This is a genomic window from Neotabrizicola sp. VNH66 (genome assembly GCF_049445895.1).
Classification (GTDB): Bacteria; Pseudomonadota; Alphaproteobacteria; order Rhodobacterales; family Rhodobacteraceae; genus Pseudogemmobacter.
In genome coordinates this window covers 216,825-237,834 of sequence record NZ_JBMSDW010000005.1, presented here as the reverse complement: position 1 = coordinate 237,834, position 21,010 = coordinate 216,825, and the positions used below count along the sequence as shown (strand labels likewise).

Annotated in this window: 23 protein-coding genes; 4 read left to right on the top strand and 19 right to left on the bottom strand. The window is 66.9% G+C overall.

The window, feature by feature from the left end; translation table 11 throughout:
* Positions 1–2: 2 nt before the first annotated feature.
* The 7 genes from ybgF to ybgC all read right to left on the bottom strand — a co-directional run bounded on the left by ybgF (position 3) and on the right by ybgC (position 5,866).
* Positions 3–827 (bottom strand): tol-pal system protein YbgF, encoded by an 825-nt coding sequence (gene ybgF / locus ACO2Q5_RS09820; protein ID WP_423290413.1) that lies wholly within the window; start codon positions 825–827, stop codon positions 3–5.
* 1 nt (position 828) lies between these two features.
* Positions 829–1,371 (bottom strand): peptidoglycan-associated lipoprotein Pal, encoded by a 543-nt coding sequence (pal, locus tag ACO2Q5_RS09815; RefSeq protein ID WP_423290411.1) that lies wholly within the window; start codon positions 1,369–1,371, stop codon positions 829–831.
* A 90-nt stretch (positions 1,372–1,461) separates the two neighbouring features.
* The gene (gene tolB, locus ACO2Q5_RS09810; protein WP_423290409.1) at positions 1,462–2,793 is read right to left on the bottom strand and encodes a Tol-Pal system beta propeller repeat protein TolB; all 1,332 of its coding nucleotides are present in this window, start codon (positions 2,791–2,793) and stop codon (positions 1,462–1,464) included.
* A gap of 101 nt (positions 2,794–2,894) precedes the next feature.
* On the bottom strand, positions 2,895–4,148 hold the full coding sequence (locus ACO2Q5_RS09805; protein ID WP_423290407.1) for a cell envelope biogenesis protein TolA: 1,254 nt from the start codon (positions 4,146–4,148) through the stop codon (positions 2,895–2,897).
* Between the two features lie 14 nt (positions 4,149–4,162).
* A complete protein-coding gene (gene tolR / locus ACO2Q5_RS09800) occupies positions 4,163–4,633 on the bottom strand; it encodes a protein TolR (protein WP_423290405.1) in 471 nt (156 codons plus the stop codon).
* A 3-nt stretch (positions 4,634–4,636) separates the two neighbouring features.
* Complete coding sequence (tolQ, locus tag ACO2Q5_RS09795; protein ID WP_423290403.1) at positions 4,637–5,332, bottom strand: protein TolQ; 696 nt, start codon at positions 5,330–5,332, stop codon at positions 4,637–4,639.
* 132 nt (positions 5,333–5,464) lie between these two features.
* Entirely contained in the window at positions 5,465–5,866 is a 402-nt protein-coding gene (ybgC, locus tag ACO2Q5_RS09790; RefSeq protein WP_423290401.1) for a tol-pal system-associated acyl-CoA thioesterase, read from the bottom strand.
* A gap of 116 nt (positions 5,867–5,982) precedes the next feature.
* On the opposite strand from ybgC, the gene ACO2Q5_RS09785 reads away from it, so the two are divergent.
* The gene (locus ACO2Q5_RS09785) at positions 5,983–6,429 is read left to right on the top strand and encodes a CreA family protein (RefSeq protein ID WP_423290557.1); all 447 of its coding nucleotides are present in this window, start codon (positions 5,983–5,985) and stop codon (positions 6,427–6,429) included.
* Here ACO2Q5_RS09785 and ACO2Q5_RS09780 read toward each other — a convergent pair.
* Positions 6,407–7,090 (bottom strand): DUF2161 family putative PD-(D/E)XK-type phosphodiesterase, encoded by a 684-nt coding sequence (locus ACO2Q5_RS09780; protein WP_423290399.1) that lies wholly within the window; start codon positions 7,088–7,090, stop codon positions 6,407–6,409. The two genes, ACO2Q5_RS09785 and ACO2Q5_RS09780, sit on opposite strands and share 23 nt — an antisense overlap.
* A complete protein-coding gene (locus tag ACO2Q5_RS09775; protein WP_423290397.1) occupies positions 7,087–7,707 on the bottom strand; it encodes a hypothetical protein in 621 nt (206 codons plus the stop codon). Before ACO2Q5_RS09775 ends, ACO2Q5_RS09780 begins: the two co-directional genes overlap by 4 nt.
* Before the next feature lie 137 nt (positions 7,708–7,844).
* Here ACO2Q5_RS09775 and ACO2Q5_RS09770 point away from each other — a divergent pair, with 137 nt between their 5' ends.
* Positions 7,845–8,051: a hypothetical protein gene (locus tag ACO2Q5_RS09770; protein ID WP_423290395.1), complete on the top strand. Its 207-nt coding sequence runs from the start codon at positions 7,845–7,847 to the stop codon at positions 8,049–8,051.
* 184 nt (positions 8,052–8,235) lie between these two features.
* Here the strand turns inward: ACO2Q5_RS09770 and ruvB are convergent, their stop codons facing one another.
* The 4 genes from ruvB to ruvC all read right to left on the bottom strand — a co-directional run bounded on the left by ruvB (position 8,236) and on the right by ruvC (position 11,935).
* Entirely contained in the window at positions 8,236–9,264 is a 1,029-nt protein-coding gene (ruvB, locus tag ACO2Q5_RS09765) for a Holliday junction branch migration DNA helicase RuvB (RefSeq protein WP_423290393.1), read from the bottom strand.
* A 498-nt stretch (positions 9,265–9,762) separates the two neighbouring features.
* Complete coding sequence (gene htpX, locus ACO2Q5_RS09760; protein ID WP_423290391.1) at positions 9,763–10,662, bottom strand: zinc metalloprotease HtpX; 900 nt, start codon at positions 10,660–10,662, stop codon at positions 9,763–9,765.
* Between the two features lie 83 nt (positions 10,663–10,745).
* The gene (ruvA, locus tag ACO2Q5_RS09755) at positions 10,746–11,429 is read right to left on the bottom strand and encodes a Holliday junction branch migration protein RuvA (RefSeq protein WP_423290389.1); all 684 of its coding nucleotides are present in this window, start codon (positions 11,427–11,429) and stop codon (positions 10,746–10,748) included.
* Positions 11,426–11,935, bottom strand: a complete 510-nt coding sequence (gene ruvC, locus ACO2Q5_RS09750; RefSeq protein ID WP_423290387.1) for a crossover junction endodeoxyribonuclease RuvC — start codon at positions 11,933–11,935, stop codon at positions 11,426–11,428. Before ruvC ends, ruvA begins: the two co-directional genes overlap by 4 nt.
* Positions 11,936–12,255: 320 nt before the next feature.
* Between ruvC and ACO2Q5_RS09745 the strand changes: the two genes are divergently transcribed.
* A complete protein-coding gene (locus tag ACO2Q5_RS09745; protein WP_423290385.1) occupies positions 12,256–12,459 on the top strand; it encodes a DUF1127 domain-containing protein in 204 nt (67 codons plus the stop codon).
* Positions 12,460–12,582: 123 nt separating this feature from the next.
* Here the strand turns inward: ACO2Q5_RS09745 and ACO2Q5_RS09740 are convergent, their stop codons facing one another.
* The 5 genes from ACO2Q5_RS09740 to ACO2Q5_RS09720 form a co-directional block, all read right to left on the bottom strand.
* Positions 12,583–12,936, bottom strand: a complete 354-nt coding sequence (locus ACO2Q5_RS09740) for a hypothetical protein (RefSeq protein ID WP_423290383.1) — start codon at positions 12,934–12,936, stop codon at positions 12,583–12,585.
* A gap of 126 nt (positions 12,937–13,062) precedes the next feature.
* Entirely contained in the window at positions 13,063–13,935 is an 873-nt protein-coding gene (locus ACO2Q5_RS09735; RefSeq protein WP_423290381.1) for a 50S ribosomal protein L11 methyltransferase, read from the bottom strand.
* Positions 13,936–14,036: 101 nt separating this feature from the next.
* Complete coding sequence (locus ACO2Q5_RS09730) at positions 14,037–15,152, bottom strand: geranylgeranyl reductase family protein (RefSeq protein ID WP_423290379.1); 1,116 nt, start codon at positions 15,150–15,152, stop codon at positions 14,037–14,039.
* Positions 15,149–15,784, bottom strand: coding sequence for an aminotransferase class IV family protein (locus ACO2Q5_RS09725; protein ID WP_423290377.1), 636 nt, complete (start codon positions 15,782–15,784; stop codon positions 15,149–15,151). The genes ACO2Q5_RS09730 and ACO2Q5_RS09725 overlap by 4 nt, the downstream gene beginning before the upstream one ends.
* Positions 15,742–16,899, bottom strand: a complete 1,158-nt coding sequence (locus ACO2Q5_RS09720; RefSeq protein ID WP_423290375.1) for an aminodeoxychorismate synthase component I — start codon at positions 16,897–16,899, stop codon at positions 15,742–15,744. The genes ACO2Q5_RS09725 and ACO2Q5_RS09720 overlap by 43 nt, the downstream gene beginning before the upstream one ends.
* 173 nt (positions 16,900–17,072) lie before the next feature.
* Here ACO2Q5_RS09720 and carB point away from each other — a divergent pair, with 173 nt between their 5' ends.
* A complete protein-coding gene (gene carB, locus ACO2Q5_RS09715) occupies positions 17,073–20,417 on the top strand; it encodes a carbamoyl-phosphate synthase large subunit (RefSeq protein ID WP_423290373.1) in 3,345 nt (1,114 codons plus the stop codon).
* 103 nt (positions 20,418–20,520) lie between these two features.
* On the opposite strand, the gene ACO2Q5_RS09710 is transcribed toward carB, so the two are convergent.
* Positions 20,521–20,907, bottom strand: coding sequence for a MerR family transcriptional regulator (locus ACO2Q5_RS09710; protein WP_423290371.1), 387 nt, complete (start codon positions 20,905–20,907; stop codon positions 20,521–20,523).
* Positions 20,908–21,010: the final 103 nt, after the last annotated feature.

Sequence of the window (21,010 nt, the reverse complement as noted above, 5' to 3'; positions counted from 1 at the left end):
GGTTAAGGGCAACCCAGCCCCTGCATCGCAATGGGCGCCTGTGTGGCGGCCATGGTGCCCGGATATTGCGTGCCCACTTCGGCCAGAGTGATGCAGGCCTCGGGCCTTTGGCCCAGCTGGCCAAGCGCCTGCCCGAGCTTCAGCAGGGAATCGGCGGCAAAGGGGCTTTGCGGATCGCTGGAATAGCTGTCCAGATAGGCCCGCGCCGATTCTGCCGTGCTGCCCAGACTGGCCAGCGCCTCGCCCCGCAGATAATGCGCCTCGGGGATCAGCGGCCCGCCAGGATAGGATTGGGCATAGGTCGCAAAGAGCTCCGCAGCCCGGCGAAAGTCACCCTGACCGAGCACCTCCTTGGCCCGGTCGAAATCTGCCTTCTCGGCAACGGCCAGTTCCGGCCCGGTGGAGGTGGAACCCGCCGCAGGCGCGGCAGGAGGAGCAGCCGGGGCCGCAGCGGCCGAGCCACCGCCCAGAACCGAGGTCTGGCCCAACGACAGGGGATCGCAGCCCGGCGTCTGTTCGCACAGCCGGAATTCGATATCGCCGATGCGGTTGGTGCCATCCGACACCACACGGTTCAGCCGCAGCTCGATTTCCTCGGCGCGTGCGGTCAGCCGCGACAGTTCGGCCTCGATCGTGTCCATGCGCGCCAGCGCATCAGAACCGCCCATCCGGACCGAGGCACCGGTGGTCGTCATCTCGGCCTTGAGGGAATTGAACTCGGCCGCAAGCTGGCCCAGTTCAACCCGGATGTCCGCCAGCGTCTCGGCCCCGGCCGGAAGGCCGAACCCCAACGCCAGAAACGGAAGGAGGAACCGGGCCCGGGTCACCTCAGACCCCCGCGCCCACCGACAGCACCGTCACGGCGCGGCGGTTCTTGGCATAGCACGCCTCAGCCGAGCAGACCTCGATCGGGCGCTCCTTGCCGTAAGAGATGGTCTTCATCCGCGTGCCCGACACGCCCTGAGCGATCAGGAACTGCTGCACCGCTGCCGCCCGGCGCGCGCCGAGGGCAAGGTTGTATTCGCGGGTGCCCTGTTCGTCGGCATGGCCTTCGATGATGATGGCATAGCCCGGGTTCTGGTTCAGCCAGCTGGCCTGCGCGGTCAGGATCGTGCGCGCCTCGGGCGACAGGGTGGACTGGTCGACAAGGAACAGCACCCGGTCACCGACCGTCTGGTTGAAATAGGCGATGGAGCGCGGATCGCTGGGATCGCCCAGCCCCGTCGTGTCGATATAGCCCGAGCCGCCTGCACCGCCGGCGCCTCCGGCACCACCCGCCCCGCCGCCGCCCGCGCCATAGCGGTCAGGGTTCTGGCAGGCGGCCAGCGTCAGCGCGGCCACGATCATCAGGGCCTTGTGGGTCAGGGTCATCGGAACCGTCCTCTTCATTTCGCAACGCGGCGTTCTGTTGCGCCGCAGGTTAACAGGTTCGCGCCCCCGAGGGAATCGGGGTGCGCAGAATTACGGCAGCAGCGGCGACCAGGCCGGGTCCGAGGACGGACCTTCGGTCGGGATCTGCTTCAGATTGCGGCCGGTGATGTCCACCGACCACAGCGATGCCTGCCCGCCCCCGCCCGAGGTTTCGCGCGTGAACATGATGACCCGGCCATTCGGGGCCCAGGTCGGGCCTTCGTCAAGGAACGAGGACGTGAGCAGACGCTCTTCCGAACCATCCGTGCGCATCACGCCGATGTGGAAGCGGCCCGCATTCTGCTTGGTGAAGGCAATCAGGTCGCCGCGCGGCGACCAGACCGGGGTGCCGTAGCGGCCTTCACCGCCGGAAATCCGCCGCCCCTCGCCACCGCCTGCGCCCATGACATAGATTTGCGGCGCGCCGGTGCGGTCGCTTTCAAACACGATCTGGCTGCCGTCCGGGCTGAACGAGGGCGCGGTTTCGATGGAGGGCGCATTGGTCAGCTGGGTTGTTCCGCCCGACCGCAGGTTCATCAGGTAGATGTCGGTATTGCCGCCGCGTTCCAGCGAGAAGACGACCGACCCGCCATCGGGCGAAAAGCGCGGCGCAAAGGTCATGGTGCCGGGCTGTTCGCCCAGGGTCTGGCGCTTCAGGCTGCCCACATCCATCAGGGTGATGCGGGGGAAACCCGTCTCATAGCTGGTGTAGAGGATGCGGTCGCCCGTGGGCGAGAAGCGCGGCGCCAGAACGATGGAATTGGAATCGGTCAGATACTGGACGTTGGCCCCGTCATAATCCATCACGGCCAGCCGCTTCAGCCGGGCGTTCTTGGGGCCGCTTTCGCTGACAAAGACCACGCGGCTGTCGAAGTAGCCGCCTTCGCCCGTCACCTTGGAATAGACCACATCGGCCACCTTATGGGCCATCCGGCGCCATCCGGCCTTGGTGCCTGCGAATTGCAGCGCGGCACCGTCGATGGGGCGGCCGTTGAACACGTCATAGGCCCGGAATTTCACCGTCACCCGGTCCCCCGCGGCGGTGACGGCCCCGGTGATCAGCACCTGCGCGTTGATGGCCTTCCAGTCCTCGAACGAGATGCCCGCGTCAAAGCTGGTGACCCGGCCGATATGCGCCTCGGCGGGAATGTCGCGAAACAGGCCGGTGCCGGACAGGTCCGCCGCAACCACCCGCGCGATGTCAGAGGCAAGGCGTCCTGCGCCGCCTTCGTCCACGAACAGCGGCACGGCAATCGGCATCGGCTCGATCACGCCCGAGTCGATGACGATGCGCGGCGGGCTGCCGTCCTGTGCGCGGGCCGCGGCGGCCAGCGAAACGCCTGCGGCCATCCCGGCCATGAAGGTTCTGCGAGCGAGTTTCATCTGCCTCTTGCTCCGATCTTTCTGTCCCTATGCCCGGATCGGGCGGCGGCCCGACAGGGGAAAATACACCAACGCACGTCCGCCAAGCGGCGGTTCCCTTCTCATCGCATCCTCATGCCATTGGCATCGAAGACGAATTCCAGCACCTTCCAGGTCTCGTATTTGTCGGCGGGCAACGGAATGCCGCCTTCGACATAGGCACGCTGGATCGCGCGACGGGCGGCGGCAAAGGCCACGTCGGTGGCCTGCTGGCTAGGCCCGTCGCTTTGAACCAGAGAGATATTGCCCGGCTTGCCGTCCGGCGTGAACTCCACCCGCACGATCACCGTGGTGCGCATCACCTCGGACGAAGCGCTGCCAAGGTTCCACTTGTTGCCAATGGCAGATTTGATGTCGCCGATCTCGCCCGCGTTCAGGGGCGGGCCGCTGGAATTGCCGCTGCCGCCCTGCCCGGCACTGCTGCTGGCGGCGGGCGCAGGCTCGGCCGCGGATTCCGCGGCGGCGGCGGCCACCGCGGCGGCAATGGCATCGGCGTCGCTGTCACTGTTGTCCGAAGCGGAAGCCGAGGACGAGGCTGCCGGCGCCGCGGGCGTTTCCGCAGGGGCAGCAGGACGGGCGGGCCGCGACGGACGCGCCTTCGGCCGGACCGAGGCGGTCATGCCCAGCGCCTCGTCCTGCTCTTCGGTCGCCTCGGTGCGCAGCACGTCGCCGGTCTCCTCCGCCACGGTTTCCTCGCGCGCCTCCTGCGGGGGCTGCGGGGTTTCTGCGGGGGCTTCGGTCACGGCCTGTTCCGGCGTTTCGGCGGTCACCGCCTCTTCAGGCACCGACACGGGCGCGGGCGCCACGCGATCCGCGGGCTTCGGCTTCGGGCGGAGCGAGCTGGACATGGACGGGATCGGCTGCTCTTCGGGCAGCACCACCACATCTTCCGGCACCGGCTCCGGCTGGGGCACGGGGTCGGGTTCCGGCTCGGGCAAAGGGGCAGGTTCCGGCGGTGTGGCCACGGGCTCCGGCGCCGGTTCGGGCGCTGGTTCCGGCTGCGGCTCCGGTTCCGGCTGCGGTGCGGCCTCGGGGCGGGCGGGCGGCGCAGGGCTTTCCTCCATCGCCGGGGCCTCGGGCTGGGCCGGCTCTTCCGCCGGGGCCGCGGCAGGTTGTTCGGCAGGCGTGTCGCTGGCCTTCGGCGCCGAAGACTGCATCGCATCGAACTCGGCCGCCGAAATCGTCGAAACCGACATCGACGGCAGCTGGATCGGCGCATCGGGCGCGTAAAGCCAGTCCCCCAGGAGCACCCAGAAGACGGCCCCGGCATGCAGGATGCCGGACCAGATCGTGCCCGTCTGGAGCCGCGTTTCCATGCCCCGGCCCCGCCCTAGTTCCCCGCGCCGAAATCCGGCCCCTGGGATTCGGTCACCAGTCCGATTTCATTGAACCCGGCGGCATTCAGCGCGCCCATGATCTGCGCCACCCGTTCATAGGGCAGCCCGCCATCGGCCCGCAGATAGATCTTCTTGCTGGTCCGCTCGGCCGAGACGGCGCGCAGCTTCGGGATCAGCTCACCCTCCGCCACTTCGCTGTTCATCACCGCGATCAGGCCGTCGGCGGTCAGCGTGATGGTCAGCGGCTCTTCCTGCTCGGTCGGCAGCGCGGTGGCCGCCGTCTTCGGCATGTTGACCGGAACGCCCACCGTCATCATCGGCGCGGCCACCATGAAGATGATCAGCAGCACCAGCATCACGTCCACGAAGGGCGTGACGTTGATCTCGCTCATCGCGGCGGACGAGCCGCGGCGGCGGCCGCGCCGTCCGCCCCCGCCCGATTTCTTCATCACCCCGGCGCCCATGGATCAGGAATCCAGCTGGCGCGACAGGATGGTCGCGAATTCGTCGGCAAAGCTTTCCCAGTTGCCCTGGATGCGTTCGCTGTCCGCGTTCAGCTTGTTGTAGGCCACAACCGCCGGAATGGCCGCGATCAGGCCGATGCCGGTGGCCAGAAGCGCCTCGGCAATGCCCGGCGCCACAACGGCCAGAGAGGTATTCTGGCTGATGGCGATCTGCTCGAACGAATATTTGATGCCCCAGATCGTGCCGAAAAGGCCGATGAAGGGCGCGGTCGAGCCGGTGGTGGCAAGGAAGGACAGGCCATGGTTCAGCCGTTCGCTCTCACGGGCAATCGCCACATCCATGGCGCGGTCGATCCGGGCCTGTGCGCCTGCGATCAGCGCGCCGTCCTGCCGGTGGCTGCGGCGCCATTCCAGCATGCCGGCGGCAAAGACCTGTTCGCTGGCCCCCTGCGGTTCGGGTCCGATGCGGTCGAACAGCTCATCCAGCGGCTCACCCGACCAGAAGGCGCGGTCGAAGACCGCCGCCTCGGCACGCGCCTTGCGGAACAGGATGTGCTTCTGGATGATGATCGCCCAGGACCAGAAGGACATGGCCATGAGAAGGATCATGACCAGCTTCACCACCAGCGTGGCACGGGCAAAGAGGGCTAGCAGCGAGAAGTCAATCTCCTGCGCCATCGCGAGGGCTTCGGTTTCCATTACGCCTGCTCTGTTCGTTGGTCGGCCGTTTCCCGGTCCGTTACCGCTGATTCTATCAACCTTACAGGGGGAATGCCAACACAGTTTGGCGAGCGGCGGGCCTTCGCGCAGTGCAAGAGGCCATTTCGGCGCCTAAGGCGCAGGCTTTTGCAGGGCGGCACGCACCTCTGGCGGGATGCGGACGGCCTGCCCCGCCCCCGTCAGGCAGACCAGCGTGACCATGGCGCGGAACAGCACGTCCTCGCCGCGCAGCACCTGCTGCGCCACAACGATGCGGGCGCCACCCAGATCCTGCAAGGCGGTGGTCACGGTCAGATCCTCGCCAAAGCGGGCGGGACGCAGATAATCCGCCTCGACCCGGCGGACGGCAAAGACCACGTCCAGCCGATCGCGCAGCGCCATCTGGTCGATCCCTGCCGCACGCACCCATTCGCTGCGCCCGCGTTCGATGAATTTCAGATAGTTGGCATAATAGACGATCCCGGCCAGATCGGTGTCCTCATAATAGACGCGGACGGGCAGGCTGTGGGTCATCTGGGCATTCCTTTGCGGCGGGCCATGGTGGCGCCCCCGGGGCCAAAGGTCCAGCCGGGGCTTGCGCAGGATACCGCCCGCACCGACATTTGCCGCAAAGGAGACCTGCCATGCCGCTGCGCCCGACCCTGCTTGCCCTCTCGCTGCTTGCCACCCCCGCCCTGGCCGAAGAGGTGGGTCGTGTCGGCGTGGACTGGGTGGGAAACGATATCGTGATCGACGCCTTCGCCGATCCCGAAATTCCCGGTGTGACCTGCCACGTCGCCTATTTCGACCGCTCGGTCTATGACCGGCTGACCGAGGGCAACTGGTTCGAAGACCCGTCCTATTCTGCGGTGGATTGCAGCCAGACCGGCCCGATCACCCTGCCCGAGGGGCTGTCGGACGATCCCGAGGGCGAGAAAGTGTTCTCTGAACGGCAGTCGCTGATCCTGAAGCGGCTGATCGTCACCCGGATCTGGGACAAGGCGAACAATGCGCTGATCTATCTGGCCCATGCCAGCGAGGTGACCCAAGGCTCGGGCAAGATGTCCGTTTCGGTCATTCCGCTTTCGGCGCCTTGAGCCGGGCCAGTTCTTCCGCATGCTCGGCCAGTGCGGAAATTCCACGGGGCGACAGGGCATAGAGGCCGCGGCCGGGGTGATCGAACCAGCCATAATGGTCGGCACGCATCAGGGCGGTGGCCCGTGCCACCCCGGCGTCCCGCGCCACATCTGCAGCGCGCCGCGGTCCTGCGGCCAGCGCATCCAGACAGCGCAAAGCATCCTGCCGGTAGGCCGTCATGCGCTTGACCCCGGTGGTGCCGCCGGTGTTCGGATCGCCCACCCGCCGCTGGAATTCCCGCAGCAGCCGACCGGCCCGCACCGCGTTCCTTCGCGGCTCATAGGGGCCAGGGTCCAGATGCGCCTCGACCGTGCCGTCGGGGCGCACCGCCAGCAGGCCCAGGCCCAGACGGCGGCACAGCGCCGTCACTTCGCGGTAGCGCGGGCCCCAGCCTTTGGGTCCCAGTCCGGCGGCCAGATAGACCGTGTCGAACAGAGCCAGCCGCGCCACGCCCTGCAGCACCAGCGTCAACGAAAAACCGGTCTTCATCTCCACAACCAACGGCGGGTCGCCGTCGCGGCAGGCCATCAGGTCGCAGGCACCGATCTCGGCCTTGACCTCATAGCCCTGCGCCTCAAGAAAGGCCTTCACCGGGCCGTAAAGATCGGCCTCACGCCTCATGCCGCGGACAGCCGCGCCGCCAGCCGGTAGGCATGGGCCGGGTCCCGCGCCACGGCAGGCAGCGCCGGATCATAGGCCGCACGGATCAGCCCCGAGATGGCGGGCCGCAGGATCACCGTCTGACCGGCCCGCGCCAAAGGGGCAGCGGCGGCAAAGGCGCCCTCCCCCCAGGACAGCATCGCCTCGGCGGCCTGCGCCAGCGCCAGATCGGCCGCGGGCATGGCCGACAAATGGGCATCCATCCGCAGGAAGACAAAGACCGCCCGGATCGCCCCTTCGGCATCGAAGCGGAAGGCGCGATACTGATTGGCGCCCGCCGCCTCCAGCCGCGCGCAGAGCGGACCCAGATCGGGGATCAGCCGGTCAAGGTTCGGCAGCTGCGGCAGCTCATCCCAGTCGCGGAAGAAGAAGATCATCAGATTGGCGCCCAACTCCGGGTCCGTCTCGGCCATCCGGTGCCCGGCCAGCGTCACCACCGCCTCGATGCCACCCTTGACCGTGGCAAGGGTGGCATCATCCACCCCGAAGACCACCGGCACAACGGGCCGTCCCCAGCGGGCGCAAAGGAAGCTGCCGTCCCGGCGGGTGAAAAACGTCTGGATCTCATCCGGCGTCATGGCATTCCCTGTATTGGTGCCCCCAGATACCCGCGCCGCGCCCACCGCTCAAGCCGCCCCGGCGATTGCCGCGCCGGATGGCGGACGGAACCCGCGGCGGGTTCTGCCGTTTTCTTCCTGCAACGAAGGAGGACGCAATGACCCGACCCGATTTCGACAAGACGGCCGAGAACACCAAGTTCAATGTCGCCGCCGAGGCGCAGAAGCGCAAGCTGGACGCGGTGGCCGAAAAACATGCGAATACGATCCGCGGTGATACCGAGCCGAATGCCGGCGGCCAGAACCGCGAGGCGGGCGACCGCAAGGCGCGCCAGAATGACAGGGCGACCAACGGCGGCGAATGAGCCCGGCCCGCCGGTTGCGAAGCGGAGCCTCCGCGCCACGGCGCGGAGGCATTCTAATATGTCGGCTCTGGCCTTCGGCCAACCGCCTCCGTCGTGCCTCCGGCGGGGATATTTGGGCAAACTGGAATAGGCTTTCCACTTTGTTCAAATATCCCGGGGGGCCGAAGGCGGGGGCAGAGCCCCCTCAGCCGTCGAACAATTCGCCCTGACCGGGCGGCCTTGGCGCCTCCAGCCCCAGATGGCGCCAGGCCTTCTGGCCCAGCATCCGGCCCCGCGGGGTGCGCTGGATCAGGCCCTGCTGCAGGAGGTAGGGTTCGATCACTTCCTCGATGGCATCGCGGGGTTCCGAGAGGGCAGCAGCAATGGTTTCCACCCCCACCGGACCACCGCCGTAATTTTCGGCAACCAGCGTCAGATAGCGCCGGTCCGCGCCGTCCAGCCCCAGATTGTCCACCCCGAGCCGGGTCAGCGCCCTGTCGGCCAAAGTGCGGGATATGACGCCGCCCGCCTCGACCATGGCGAAATCCACCACGCGGCGCAGCAGGCGCCCGGCGATCCGCGGCGTGCCGCGGGCACGGCGGGCAATCTCGCGGCAGCCCGGCTCATCCGCCTCGATCCCCATCAGCCGGGCGCCGCGGCTGACGATCAGGAAAAGCTCATCCTCGGTATAGAATTGCAGCCGCGTGGGGATGCCGAAGCGGTCACGCAGGGGCGTGGTCAGAAGGCCCAGCCGTGTGGTGGCGCCGACCAGCGTGAAGGGCTGAAGGTCGATCCGCACCGTGCGCGCCGCGGGCCCTTCGCCGATCACCAGATCCAGCGCAAAATCCTCCATCGCGGGATAAAGGACCTCTTCCACCACCGGCGAGAGGCGGTGGATCTCGTCGATGAACAGGACATCGCGCGGTTCCAGATTGGTCAGGATCGCCGCCAGATCGCCCGGCCGCGCCAGCACCGGGCCGGAAGTCATGCGGAACCCCACCCCCAGCTCGCGCGCCATGATCTGGGCGAGCGTGGTTTTCCCCAGCCCCGGCGGGCCGTGGAACAGGGTGTGATCCATCGCCTCGCCCCGCATCCGCGCGGCCTCGATGAACACACGCAGATTGGCCCGCGCCTCGGCCTGACCGACAAATTCCTCCAGCGCCTGCGGCCGCAGGGCGCGGTCGGCATCTTCGGGCAAACGGTCGGGACGAAGCTGGGGGTCGGGCTGGATCATGGCGGAACAATCCCCGAACGCAGGCCATTTGGCAAGGCATCAGCCATCGGTCCATTGGCGCACCACAGGATTTCGTCACGCCAGAAGGACATGCCCCGCGCTGCAAGAAAAGCTCACGGGAAACAGCGATTTGTGACATCTTATTCTTTATATGAATAAGACAATTTCCGAGAGCCGGAAGATCAGCGCTCCTGTTGTGCAGAGTCTAAAAGATACTCAACCTCGGAGGATGGTAAGAATGATTGAGATCCTCGTCTCGACCGGCAGGGACCGATGGTTGCATATCGAAATTCGCAGGGGAGAGATTCGGTGCCGGGTCAGATATGGCGGACCGGTCCGATTTCAGGTTCGGCGCTATGTGCGGACGCGCCACCGCCGATCTTAGAGATTTCGCGGCAGGGGCCACCTGCCGCTTTCGGGTCGCCTGTACATCCGGGCGCGGGTCGAAACTTTATCTGAATGATGATCGCCTCAGCGCAGGCGCGCCCGCGCGCCGCCTCAGGCCCAGGGGCCGCGGTGGCGGGTAACGCGAGGGATACCGGTGCGGGCCGCCGCCGGGGCCGCGGGCTGCATCCGCATCAGGGCGGCCACCCGGTTGGCGGTGGAAGGGTGGGTGGAGAACAGGTTGTCCGCCCCGCGCCCGTTCAGCGGGTTGATGATGAACATATGCGCCACCGCCGGGTTGCGTTCGGCGGCGGGGTTGATCCGCTGCCGGGCCAGCGCCTCGATCTTCTGGAGGGCGGAGGCTAGCGCGCCGGGATTGCCGCTGATCTCGGCGCCCAGCCGGTCGGCCTCATATTCGCGGGAGCGCGAGATCGCCATCTGCACCATGCCCGCCGCCAACGGGGCAAGGATCATCAGCGCCAGCGTGCCGATCAGCCCGCCCGGACGGTCACGGTCGGAGCCACCGAAGAACATGCCGAAATTCGCCAGCATCGAAATGGCACCCGCCATGGTGGCGGTGATCGTCATGGTCAGCGTGTCGCGGTGGCGGATATGGGCCAGCTCATGCGCCATTACGCCCGCGATTTCTTCGCGCGACAGGCTGCGCAGCAGGCCGGTCGTCGCGGCCACCGCGGCGTTTTCGGGGTTGCGGCCGGTGGCAAAGGCATTGGGCTGATCGGTCTCGATGATAAAGACTTTGGGCCGCGGCATCTGCGCGCGGTCGGCCAGATCATGGACCATGGCCACAAGATCGGGCGCGGTGCGGGCATCCACCTCACGCGCGCCGGTCATCGACAGCACCGCCTTGTCCGAGTTCCAGAAGGCGAAGAGGTTCATCGCACCCGCCACGGCCAGCGCGATCACTGCGCCGGTAGTGCCGCCGATCAGCGCGCCCACGCCCATGAACAGGGCCGTCATCGCGGCCATCAGGATGAATGTGCGGAGATTGCCCATGCCTTGCCCTTTCCTTCGGGAAAGATATGGAAATTCCCTGCGGCAGCGGCAAGACCCGCGGTGTGGTTTGGGGTTGTGTGCCCCTACCGCGGCGCCAGCCGCTTCAGCGCCAGCCGGATCAGGGCGGAGGTCTCGGCCTCGGGGTTCTCGCCGCAGACCACGGCCACCGCCTCGGCCGCGTCCCCTTGCCCGTAGCCAAGGTTCATCAGCGCCGAGAGCGCATCGGCCGTGCTGGCCGCGCGGGCCTGCGCCGGGCTGGGCACCGCCGCGGTCTTGGCCTTGCGCGCCGGTGCCGCGGGGACGGGTTCGGCCTCGATCACCTCAACCGTGGCGGCCTGCGCCAGCCCCGCGCCCATGGCCATGACCGAGGGCGCCTTGGCCTTCAGTTCAAGGATTACCCGTTGCGCCAGCTTCGGCCCCACGCCGGGCGCCGCCTGAACCGCACGCGCATCGCCCAGAGTGATCGCCCGCGCGACCCCCTCGGCCCCCAAGGCGCCCAGAATGGCCATCGAGGCCTTGGCCCCCACGCCCTGCACCGTCATCAGCAGCTTGTGCCATTCCTTGTCCAGCATGGTGGGAAAGCCGAACAGCTGCAGCAGATCCTCGCGCACCAGAAGATCGGTATACAGCGCCACCGCCTCGCCCACCGGGGGCAGGCCCGCCATGGTCCGGTCGTTCACATGGACGATATAGCCCACGCCGCGGCAGTCGATCAGCACCTGATCATGGCCCTTCCAGTCCAGCCGCCCCGCAATCCGCCCGATCATCCTGCCGCCCTTCTGACCGCGGCCTCCAGCCGGCCCGCGCTTTGCGCATGATGCGCGTGGCAGATCGCCACCGCCAGCGCATCCGCGGCATCGGGGCCAGCCACCTTCACCCCGGGCAGATGCAGCCGCACCATATGGTCGATCTGCACCTTGGCCGCATGGCCCACGCCGACCACCGTCTTTTTCACCGCATTCGGGGCATATTCCCCCACGACCAGCCCGAACTGCGCCGGGACCAGAAGGGCGATCCCCCGCGCCTGCCCCAGTTTCAGTGTGGCCACCGCATCCTTGTTGACGAAGGTATGTTCCACCGCTGCCGTCTCGGGCAGCCACGCACGGAACACCTCGGTCAGTTGCAGGTGCAGGCTGGCCAGCCTTTGCGCCAGATCCACGCTGCCGTCGGAATGGCAGATGCCGTTCGCAACATGGCTGAGTCGCGCGCCGGAGACGTCGATCACCCCCCAGCCGAGGTTCCGAAGCCCCGGATCAATGCCGATCACCCGCATGCCTGCCCCTTTTCTTTTGAAAAGGACTAGCACGAACCGGGAACATCCGCCAATGGCGAAGTTTCACCCCTGCCGCCCGATTGCGACAGGACAGGCTGAAAGCGACCTGAAAGCGACCGGGCATCTGCCGGAACCGACCATTTTTGACCATCCGGTCAGATGCCCGGGAAAATCATGTCAGGACGATGTCTTCTGCTATGCAGCAATTGCAACGCGGCCTTGCTCGCGGCCCGCTTGCCGCAATTATTCGGCTGAATTATCTGACGGCGTGAGGAGCAAAACGCTCACTCCATAAGCAGTTTGTGAAAAGGAACACCATCATGGCCGCCATCGAAACGAGCCGCCCGGCACCGTTCGGCGCCATCACGACGTACCGCGCAATCAACGGTCTTTCGGGGGTTTTCGCCTCGCTGAAAGGCTGGAATGACGCGCGCCTCACCCGCAAGGCCCTGTCGAAGCTCACCGATCGTGAGCTGGACGATATCGGCCTCTGCCGTGGTGACATCGAGATGCTGGGGCGTTGAGTCGAACGCTCCGACCGTCAGGTCGCCGGACTTGAAAGGACCGCCGCGCGGATAGGCCGCCGGCGGTCTTCTTCATTTCGGCCATATGTTCTCTGCGATGCGCTCAAGCCAGCGCGGGGCGGCTCAGGGCCGTGCGGGAAAGACCTCACCCAGGAACGCCGCGATCAGCCGGGTCACCGGATCAGCCGACATGAGACGGGCCGCCAGGGTGTCGAACCCTTCGCCCCCGGTCAGTGCGGCAACACGGGTGTCATAGACCTCTTCGCCCACCTGAAACAGGATCAGCCCCTTCAGTGCAAGGCCAAGCACCAGCACCAGAGCCGCCACCCGCAGCAGGCGGACGGGCGAGGTGCGGCGGCGGACAGAGGATGAGCGGCCCAGAGTGCCGGGCGCTTCAAAGCCATAGCCCTTGCGGTGCGTCTTCTCGATCCGCGTCACGCGGCCCTGAAAGTCCCTGAGATTCGGATCTGCCCACATGTCGCCACCAGATAAGCCGCAGGCCCCCGCCTTGGCGGTATTCCTGCGTCCGGAATATGGCCGAAATGGGGCAAATATGCCGACCATCATCCGAGAATTTACAAATTCTTAATTCATAACGGGCATTTAGCCGCGTTCCAGCACCAATGCCGACCACTCACCCAGATCGTTTCTGTCCTGAAGACGGAAGCCCTGCGCCTGATAGGCCGCGATCACCGTCTCGGCCTGCACGACCAGTAGGCCGGACAGAATCACCCGCCCGCCCGGCGCGCAATAGCGGCCCATATCGGGCGCCAGTTCGACCAGCGGCCCCTTCAGGATATTGGCGAAGATCAGATCATAGGGCGCACCCGCGGTCAGGCGGCGATGGTCAAAGCCTGCGGCCTCGACACAGTCGATCCGGCCCTCCAGCCCGTTGATGGCGACATTGGCCTTGGCCACATCCACGGCGACGGGGTCGATGTCGCTGGCAATGATCTGCGCCTCGGGCAGCATCTTGGCCGCGGCCATGGCCAGAACCGCGGTGCCCGCGCCGATATCGGCCACGTTGGCGGGGCGGACCCCGGCTTCATACAGCGCATCGAAGGCCAGCAGGCAGCCCAGAGTGGTGCCATGGTGGCCAGTGCCGAAGGCCATCGTCGCCTCGATCTGCAGGGCCACGCGGCCCTCGGGCACCTTGTCGGCATCATGGCTGCCAAAGACGAAGAACCGCCCGGCATCCACCGGATGCAATTCGCGCTGGACCTTGGCGACCCAGTCCACATCGGGCAGTTCGCTGACAAGGAAACTTTTGGCACCAAAGGCGGTGGCAAGGATTTCCAGCACGATCTCATCGGGGGCTTCGGTGAAATAGCCGCCCACTTCCCAGATGCCCGATCCGTCCTCGACCTCGAACACGCCCACGCCATAGGGCTCGGGGTCCATGTCCTCCATCGCCTCGCCCAAAGCGCGCGCGGCCTCTTCGCCGGTCAGGGTCGTCAGGGCGGTAAAGGTGGGCATCGTCGTCTCCGTTGCGGTCCATGAGGCGGTGTGAGGCGGCGCCTTCGGGCCGCATAGACCCGCGGCCTGAACGGGTCAAGCGTGAGGGTATAGTGGGATGCCTAGCACCGCAGCCCGGTCATGCGCGCCGCCATCCGTAGAAGGCTGGTGTCCTTGTAGTCGATCTCTCCGGCCAGAAGCGCCATGAACCGGCGCTGAAGGTTCGGATTGCGGGCCAGCGCAGCATGGAACCGCCCCCGCAGCCAGGGATGCTGCACCAGCCGCACGATGCGACGCGCCCGGGCGATCTCATCCTGCACGGCCCGGATCTGCGGCAGATACTGCGCGGCAGCCGTCTCCGGCCGGCCCAATGCCAAAGCGGCCGCGGCTGCCTGCGCGGCAAGCGCGCCGCTGTGGATGGCCCAGGCGATGCCCTCTCCGGTCAGCGGATCGACCAGCCCTGCCGCATCCCCTGCCAGAAGCACGGCGCCGCGGCCCGGAGCCGGGCGGCGTTCGCCCCCGGGCAGGTGGTGGCCCTTCACCTTCAGCCCGGCCCCGCCCCGCGGCAGCAGCCAACGGTCGAAATCCTGCCGCATGGCCGGATTCGCCCGCTCCACCCCGCCGATGCCAAGCGTCAGGCTGTCCAGCTTGGGAAAAGACCAGCCATAGCCGCCCAACGGGCCAGAAAGGTCGATCTCGGCCACCGCATCCGGTGGCGGCGGGCCGGGCAACTCGACCTCCAGCGCCAGACCGATATGGGCAGGATCGAAGGCGCGGCCATGGAGCGCGCGGCCCACGACAGAACTGACGCCATCCGCCCCGATCAGCACACGCCCGCTGATCCGCCCGCCGGCCAGGATCAGGCTGGTGCCGTCCAGCGTGGCGCGTCCGGTAAAGGGCACCGCCCCGCGCGCAAGCGCAAGGTCGCGCAGCCCCGCATCAAAGCTGCGGCGCATGACCATGCGGATGGCGGGGAGCCCGTCCATCCGCCCCAGCTCGCGCAGACCTGCCATGAAACGCACGCCATGGCAGTCCAGATAGGGCACCTCGGGGAAGGTGCCGAACACCCGGCCGATCACCTTCTGCGCGCGGCCCGTCACCCCGCCGCCACACAGCTTGTCCCGGGGAAAGGCGGCCCGGTCCACCAGCGCGACCGACAGACCCTGCGCCCGCGCCTCGGCCGCGGCGGCCGCGCCTGCGGGACCCGCGCCCAGCACAATCACATCGAAGTCTGTCATTCCTGCCCGCTCTCCAGCCGCGCGGCGATCAGTCCGCGCAACGCATTTCCCATCCAGAGGCGCACATGGGGCAGGTCGCGGGCAAGCAGAACCTCCTCCGGACAGGCAAGTTCGGCGCGCAAGACGCCCGGCAGCACCCCACAGGTCAGGGGCGGCGTCCTCAGGCCCTGCCCACGGTCGAAGAACAGCGTGCTGATCGTTCCCTCGCAGACCTCATCCCGTTCGTTCAGGAAGATGATTTCGTCGATCCCGCCCGGCAAGTCGGCGCGGGTGGTGTCATAAAGACCGCGGCGGGTGGATTTGACACGCAGCCATGGATCGGTCGAAGACAGACGGGTCTGTGATACCGCCAGCCGCCATTCAGGCCTGGCCAGCGGCAAGGCGCCAACCTGCCATTCGGCCTGCCCCTGCGCATCGATCGTCAGCCTGACCCGTGCCGGATGCGCGGGCAGCGGCACGTCGCACTTCCAATAGAAACCGACGCCCGGCTGCACCCAGCCCAAAAGCGCCCGCGACCGGTTCAGCCGGTCCAGATGCAGCTGGATGCGCGGGATCTTGCCCCCATCCCACAGCATCGTCTCGATCAACTTCAGCCCCGGCTCTCGGCCGCCTTCACGAAGCGCGCTTTCCACAGCGCCTCCTCCCATTCGCCCTGCGCGGTGGAATCATGCACCACCCCGCCGCCCACATTCATGACGATGCGGTCGCCCGTCACCGAAAGCGTGCGGATTGCCACGCTGAAATCCGCCGCACCATCCGGCCCCATCCAGCCGATGGCGCCGCAATAGGCCCCGCGGGCAAAGGGTTCCACCTCGCGGATGATCTCCATCGCGCGGATTTTCGGCGCGCCGGTGACGCTGCCGCAGGGGAACAGCGCCTGCACCAGCCCCGGCAGAGAGGGCGGCGCGGCCAACTGCCCGGTGACGGTGGAGGTCATCTGATGGACCGTGGCGTAATGTTCCACCGCATAAAGCGCGGGAACCTTCACGCTGCCCACCTGCGAGATCCGGCTGATGTCGTTGCGCAGAAGGTCAACGATCATCAGGTTCTCGGCCCGGTCCTTCGGATTGGTGGCCAGTTCCACGGCAATCGCGGCATCCCGGGCAGGGTCCGGGTCGCGCGGGCGGGTGCCTTTCATCGGCCGCGCCTCGATCCGTCCGGCGGCATCCATGCGGAAGAACAGCTCGGGGCTGCGGGACACCACCACCGGCCCCTGTCCAAGATCGACAAAGGCGCCGTGCCCCACCGGCCCGGTCCGTCGCAGCGCGCCGTAAAGCCCGAAGGCATCGCCCGACAGCAGGCGCGACCGCATCGGGAAAGTCAGGTTGACCTGATAGCAGTCACCGGCAGCGATATAGTCCAGCACCCGCGCGATGGCCCGGCCATAGGCGGCGCGGCTGATGGCGGGCACCGGCGGCGCCATGCTTGTGCCCTGCCCCGCGACGGCCATCGCCTCCAAGACCGGCGCGGCCTCGTGCGGCCCATCAAAGACCCCCAGCAGAAGAAGCGGCGCCCGGCGGCCACGGGGCATCCGCGCGGCCAGCTTCGGCTCCAGCGCATAGCCCGCCTCATAGGAGAGATAGCCCGCGACCCAGCCCCCCGCCTGACGCGCCGCCTCTGCCCGGGCCAGCGCGCGGGGAACATCACCGGCGCGGCGCGCCACGATCACCGCGCGCGGCGCGGCAAAGACCGCGGGCTTGCCCCCCGGCCCGTGTTCGACAAGGATCAGTCCGCGCGCATCGGTCATATCTGCGGGATAGGGCCAGCCGGGCCGCTGCGCCAGCCCCGAACGGCCGCTTCCGGGGCGGATTGCGACCTGTCGTCCCCCGGCCATTGCCGAAGGGGCGGTTTGCCCTTGCGCCGCGGCCCGCCCTGACTATAACCCCCGCCAATTTGCCGACAGCCAGGGGAAAGCGTGCCATGCCGAAGCGGACAGACATCCACTCGATCATGATCATCGGCGCGGGCCCCATCGTCATCGGGCAGGCCTGCGAGTTCGACTATTCCGGTGCACAGGCCTGCAAGGCGCTGCGGGAGGAAGGCTACCGCGTCATCCTCGTGAACTCCAACCCCGCCACGATCATGACCGATCCGGGGCTGGCCGATGCCACCTATATCGAACCGATCACCCCCGAAGTGGTGGCCAAGATCATCGAAAAGGAACGCCCCGACGCGATCCTGCCGACGATGGGCGGACAGACCGGCCTGAACACCGCTTTGGCGCTGGCCGACATGGGCGTGTTGGATAAGTTCAACGTTGAACTGATCGGCGCCAAGCGTGAAGCCATCGAAATGGCAGAAGACCGCAAGTTGTTCCGCGAGGCGATGGACCGGATCGGGTTGGAAAATCCCAAGGCGGTGATCGTCGCCGCCCCGAAACTGGCCAGCGGCAAATATGACATCACCGCCGGTATCGCGCAGGCGATGGCCGATCTTGAATATGTGGGCCTGCCCGCGATCATCCGCCCCGCCTTTACCCTCGGCGGCACCGGCGGCGGCGTGGCCTACAACCGCGACGATTACGAGGCCATCGTGAAATCGGGGCTGGAGGCCAGCCCGGTGGCGCAGGTTCTGGTCGATGAATCGCTCCTCGGCTGGAAGGAATATGAGATGGAGGTGGTCCGCGACCGCGCGGACAATGCCATCATCGTCTGCTCCATCGAAAACGTGGACCCGATGGGTGTGCATACCGGCGATTCGATCACCGTCGCCCCGGCCCTGACGCTGACCGACAAGGAATATCAGATCATGCGCAACGGCAGCATTGCCGTCCTGCGCGAAATCGGGGTGGAAACCGGCGGCTCCAACGTCCAATGGGCGATCAACCCCAAGGACGGCCGCATGGTCGTGATCGAAATGAACCCGCGGGTGTCGCGCTCCTCGGCCCTTGCGTCCAAGGCGACCGGCTTCCCGATCGCCAAGATCGCGGCCAAGCTGGCCGTGGGCTACACCCTGGATGAGTTGGACAACGATATCACAAAAGTGACACCGGCCAGCTTTGAACCCACCATAGATTATGTGGTCACGAAGATCCCGCGGTTCGCTTTTGAAAAGTTCCCGGGCAGCGAACCCTATCTGACCACCGCGATGAAATCGGTGGGCGAGGCCATGGCCATCGGCCGCACCATCCATGAATCGCTGCAGAAGGCCCTCGCCTCGCTGGAAACCGGGCTGACCGGCTTTGACGAAATCGCCATTCCCGGCGTGTCCGTCAGCGGTACCCCCGACAAGGCCGCGATCCTGAAGGCGCTGTCCGTCGCCACGCCGGACAGGCTGCGCACCATCGCGCAGGCGATGCGGCATGGGCTGTCGAATGACGAAATCCAGGCGGTCACTGCCTTCGACCCGTGGTTCCTGTCGCGCATCCGCGAGATCATCGACGCGGAAGCGCAAATCCGCAAATCCGGCCTGCCCGTCACCGCCGAGGGGCTGCGCAAGCTGAAGATGATGGGCTTTACCGATGCCCGTCTGGCCAAGCTGACCGGGAGGGACGAGGCGCAGATCCGCCGCGCCCGCAAGAACCTTGGCGTGAATGCGGTGTTCAAGCGGATCGACACCTGCGCGGCCGAGTTCGAAGCCCAGACCCCCTATATGTATTCCACCTATGAGATGCCCGCGATGGGCGACGTGGAATGCGAATCCCGCCCGACGGCGAAGAAGAAGGTCGTTATCCTTGGCGGCGGTCCCAACCGGATCGGTCAGGGGATCGAGTTCGATTATTGCTGCTGCCATGCCTGTTTCGCCCTGACCGAGGCCGGGTATGAGACGATTATGGTCAACTGCAATCCCGAGACCGTCTCGACCGACTATGACACTTCGGACCGTCTCTACTTCGAGCCGCTGACGCTGGAGCATGTGCTGGAAATCCTGCGGGTCGAGCAGGAGAACGGCACGCTGCACGGTGTGATCGTGCAATTCGGCGGCCAGACACCGCTGAAGCTGGCCAATGCGCTGGAGGCTGAGGGCATCCCGATTCTGGGCACCACGCCCGACGCCATCGACCTGGCCGAGGACCGTGAGCGGTTCCAGGCCCTGCTGAACGACCTTGGCTTGAAGCAGCCGGTCAACGGCATCGCCCATTCCCGCGAAGAGGCGTTCCAGATCGCCGCCCGTGTCGGCTATCCGCTGGTGATCCGCCCCTCCTACGTGCTGGGCGGGCGCGCCATGGAAATCGTGCGCGACGATGCGCAGCTGGACCGCTACATCGCGACCGCGGTGCAGGTCTCGGGCACCTCGCCCGTGCTGTTGGACAGCTATCTGTCCGGCGCGGTCGAGGTCGACGTGGACGCGCTGTCGGACGGCACGACCGTGCATGTGGCCGGGATCATGGAACATATCGAAGAGGCGGGCGTCCATTCGGGCGACAGCGCCTGCTGCCTGCCGCCGCACCAGCTTTCGCCGGAGACGGTGGAAGAGCTGAAACAGCAGACCGTGCAGATGGCGCTGGCGTTGAAGGTCGTGGGCCTGATGAACGTGCAGTTCGCGATCAAGGACGGCGTGATCTACGTCCTTGAGGTGAACCCGCGCGCCAGCCGCACCGTGCCCTTCGTGGCCAAGGCGACGGACAGCGCCATCGCCTCCATCGCCGCGCGGCTGATGGCGGGAGAGCCGATGTCGGCCTTCCCGGCCCGCGCGCCCTACCCCGCCGGTGTGGGACCGGACAGCCCGCTGCCCTTGGCCGATGCCAATACGCTGGCCGATCCGATCACTCCGTGGTTCAGCGTGAAAGAGGCCGTGCTGCCCTTCGCCCGCTTCCCCGGCGTGGACCCGCTTCTGGGGCCGGAAATGCGGTCGACGGGTGAGGTGATGGGCTGGGACCGCACCTTCCCGCTGGCCTTCCTCAAGGCGCAGATGGGCGCGGGCATGACGCTGCCCGACAGTGGCCGCGTCTTCCTGTCGGTCAAGGATGCTGACAAGTCCGAAGCTTTGGCCGATGCGGCCCGCGATCTGGTCTCCATGGGGTTCGAGATCGTGGCAACCCGCGGCACTGCGGGCTGGCTGGCCGAAAAGGGCGTGAAGTCCGAGCTGGTGGCCAAGGTCTATGAAGGCCGGCCGAACATCGTGGACCGGCTGAAGAACAACGAAATCACGCTGGTCATGAACACGACCGAGGGCGCCCAGTCGATCAGCGACAGCCGCGACATCCGCCGCGTCGCGCTGATGGACAAGATCCCCTATTTCACCACCGCCGCCGCCAGCGTGGCCGCAGTCGCCGCGATGAAGGCCCGGGGCGAAGGCTACGGCGTGCGCACCCTGCAGGGGTAAGGCACCGGCAGACGGAAATACGGCGCGGCGCTTGGGCGGCCGCGCCGTTTCTTTTGCGCAACCTTGCCGGTAGCGCCCCCAGGGGGCCGCCCCGCCAGAGCCGTCAGCCCTCGGGCAGTTTGTCGCGTTCGGCGGCGGCGGTCTCGCGCAGCGTGCGCAGATCGGTGATGGTCACCTCCAGCTCGGCCCGCTGACGTTCCAGCTCCAGAAGCTGCCGGTCCGCCATGCCCAGCCAGGCCTCAAGCTGATCGCGCTCGCCCTTCTTGCCATAGATCAGCAGCCATTGCCGAATCTCCTCCAGCGAGAATCCGAAACGGCGGCCGCGCAGGATCAGCTTCATCCGCGCCACCTCGCGCGGGCCATAGAATCGGGACCGGCCTTCCTTCTCGGGGGCCAGAAGCTCGATATATTCATAGTAACGCAGCGTCCGCGGCGTCACCTCGAACTTCGCGCACATTTCCTTGAATGTCAGTCGGATCGTCTCGGACATCGGGGCCTCCGCCCGGGATCGTAGGGCGAAGGCGGGGCCGATGGCAAGCGCCGCTCGCCTTATGCGGGTCCTGCCCGGTGTCACCTGCCGCCGCCCCTTGCGC

Excerpts from the sequence above, each read along its gene's own strand:
- pal (WP_423290411.1), bottom strand. The coding sequence starts at position 1,371 with ATGACCCTGACCCACAAGGCCCTGATGATCGTGGCCGCGCTGACGCTG.
- tolB (WP_423290409.1), bottom strand. The coding sequence starts at position 2,793 with ATGAAACTCGCTCGCAGAACCTTCATGGCCGGGATGGCCGCAGGCGTT.
- ACO2Q5_RS09805 (WP_423290407.1), bottom strand. The coding sequence starts at position 4,148 with ATGGAAACGCGGCTCCAGACGGGCACGATCTGGTCCGGCATCCTGCAT.
- tolR (WP_423290405.1), bottom strand. The coding sequence starts at position 4,633 with ATGGGCGCCGGGGTGATGAAGAAATCGGGCGGGGGCGGACGGCGCGGC.
- tolQ (WP_423290403.1), bottom strand. The coding sequence starts at position 5,332 with ATGGAAACCGAAGCCCTCGCGATGGCGCAGGAGATTGACTTCTCGCTG.
- ybgC (WP_423290401.1), bottom strand. The coding sequence starts at position 5,866 with ATGACCCACAGCCTGCCCGTCCGCGTCTATTATGAGGACACCGATCTG.
- ACO2Q5_RS09780 (WP_423290399.1), bottom strand. The coding sequence starts at position 7,090 with ATGAGGCGTGAGGCCGATCTTTACGGCCCGGTGAAGGCCTTTCTTGAG.
- ACO2Q5_RS09775 (WP_423290397.1), bottom strand. The coding sequence starts at position 7,707 with ATGACGCCGGATGAGATCCAGACGTTTTTCACCCGCCGGGACGGCAGC.
- ACO2Q5_RS09770 (WP_423290395.1), top strand. The coding sequence starts at position 7,845 with ATGACCCGACCCGATTTCGACAAGACGGCCGAGAACACCAAGTTCAAT.
- ruvB (WP_423290393.1), bottom strand. The coding sequence starts at position 9,264 with ATGATCCAGCCCGACCCCCAGCTTCGTCCCGACCGTTTGCCCGAAGAT.
- htpX (WP_423290391.1), bottom strand. The coding sequence starts at position 10,662 with ATGGGCAATCTCCGCACATTCATCCTGATGGCCGCGATGACGGCCCTG.
- ruvA (WP_423290389.1), bottom strand. The coding sequence starts at position 11,429 with ATGATCGGGCGGATTGCGGGGCGGCTGGACTGGAAGGGCCATGATCAG.
- ruvC (WP_423290387.1), bottom strand. The coding sequence starts at position 11,935 with ATGCGGGTGATCGGCATTGATCCGGGGCTTCGGAACCTCGGCTGGGGG.
- ACO2Q5_RS09745 (WP_423290385.1), top strand. The coding sequence starts at position 12,256 with ATGGCCGCCATCGAAACGAGCCGCCCGGCACCGTTCGGCGCCATCACG.
- ACO2Q5_RS09740 (WP_423290383.1), bottom strand. The coding sequence starts at position 12,936 with ATGTGGGCAGATCCGAATCTCAGGGACTTTCAGGGCCGCGTGACGCGG.
- ACO2Q5_RS09735 (WP_423290381.1), bottom strand. The coding sequence starts at position 13,935 with ATGCCCACCTTTACCGCCCTGACGACCCTGACCGGCGAAGAGGCCGCG.
- ACO2Q5_RS09730 (WP_423290379.1), bottom strand. The coding sequence starts at position 15,152 with ATGACAGACTTCGATGTGATTGTGCTGGGCGCGGGTCCCGCAGGCGCG.
- ACO2Q5_RS09720 (WP_423290375.1), bottom strand. The coding sequence starts at position 16,899 with ATGACCGATGCGCGCGGACTGATCCTTGTCGAACACGGGCCGGGGGGC.
- carB (WP_423290373.1), top strand. The coding sequence starts at position 17,073 with ATGCCGAAGCGGACAGACATCCACTCGATCATGATCATCGGCGCGGGC.
- ACO2Q5_RS09710 (WP_423290371.1), bottom strand. The coding sequence starts at position 20,907 with ATGTCCGAGACGATCCGACTGACATTCAAGGAAATGTGCGCGAAGTTC.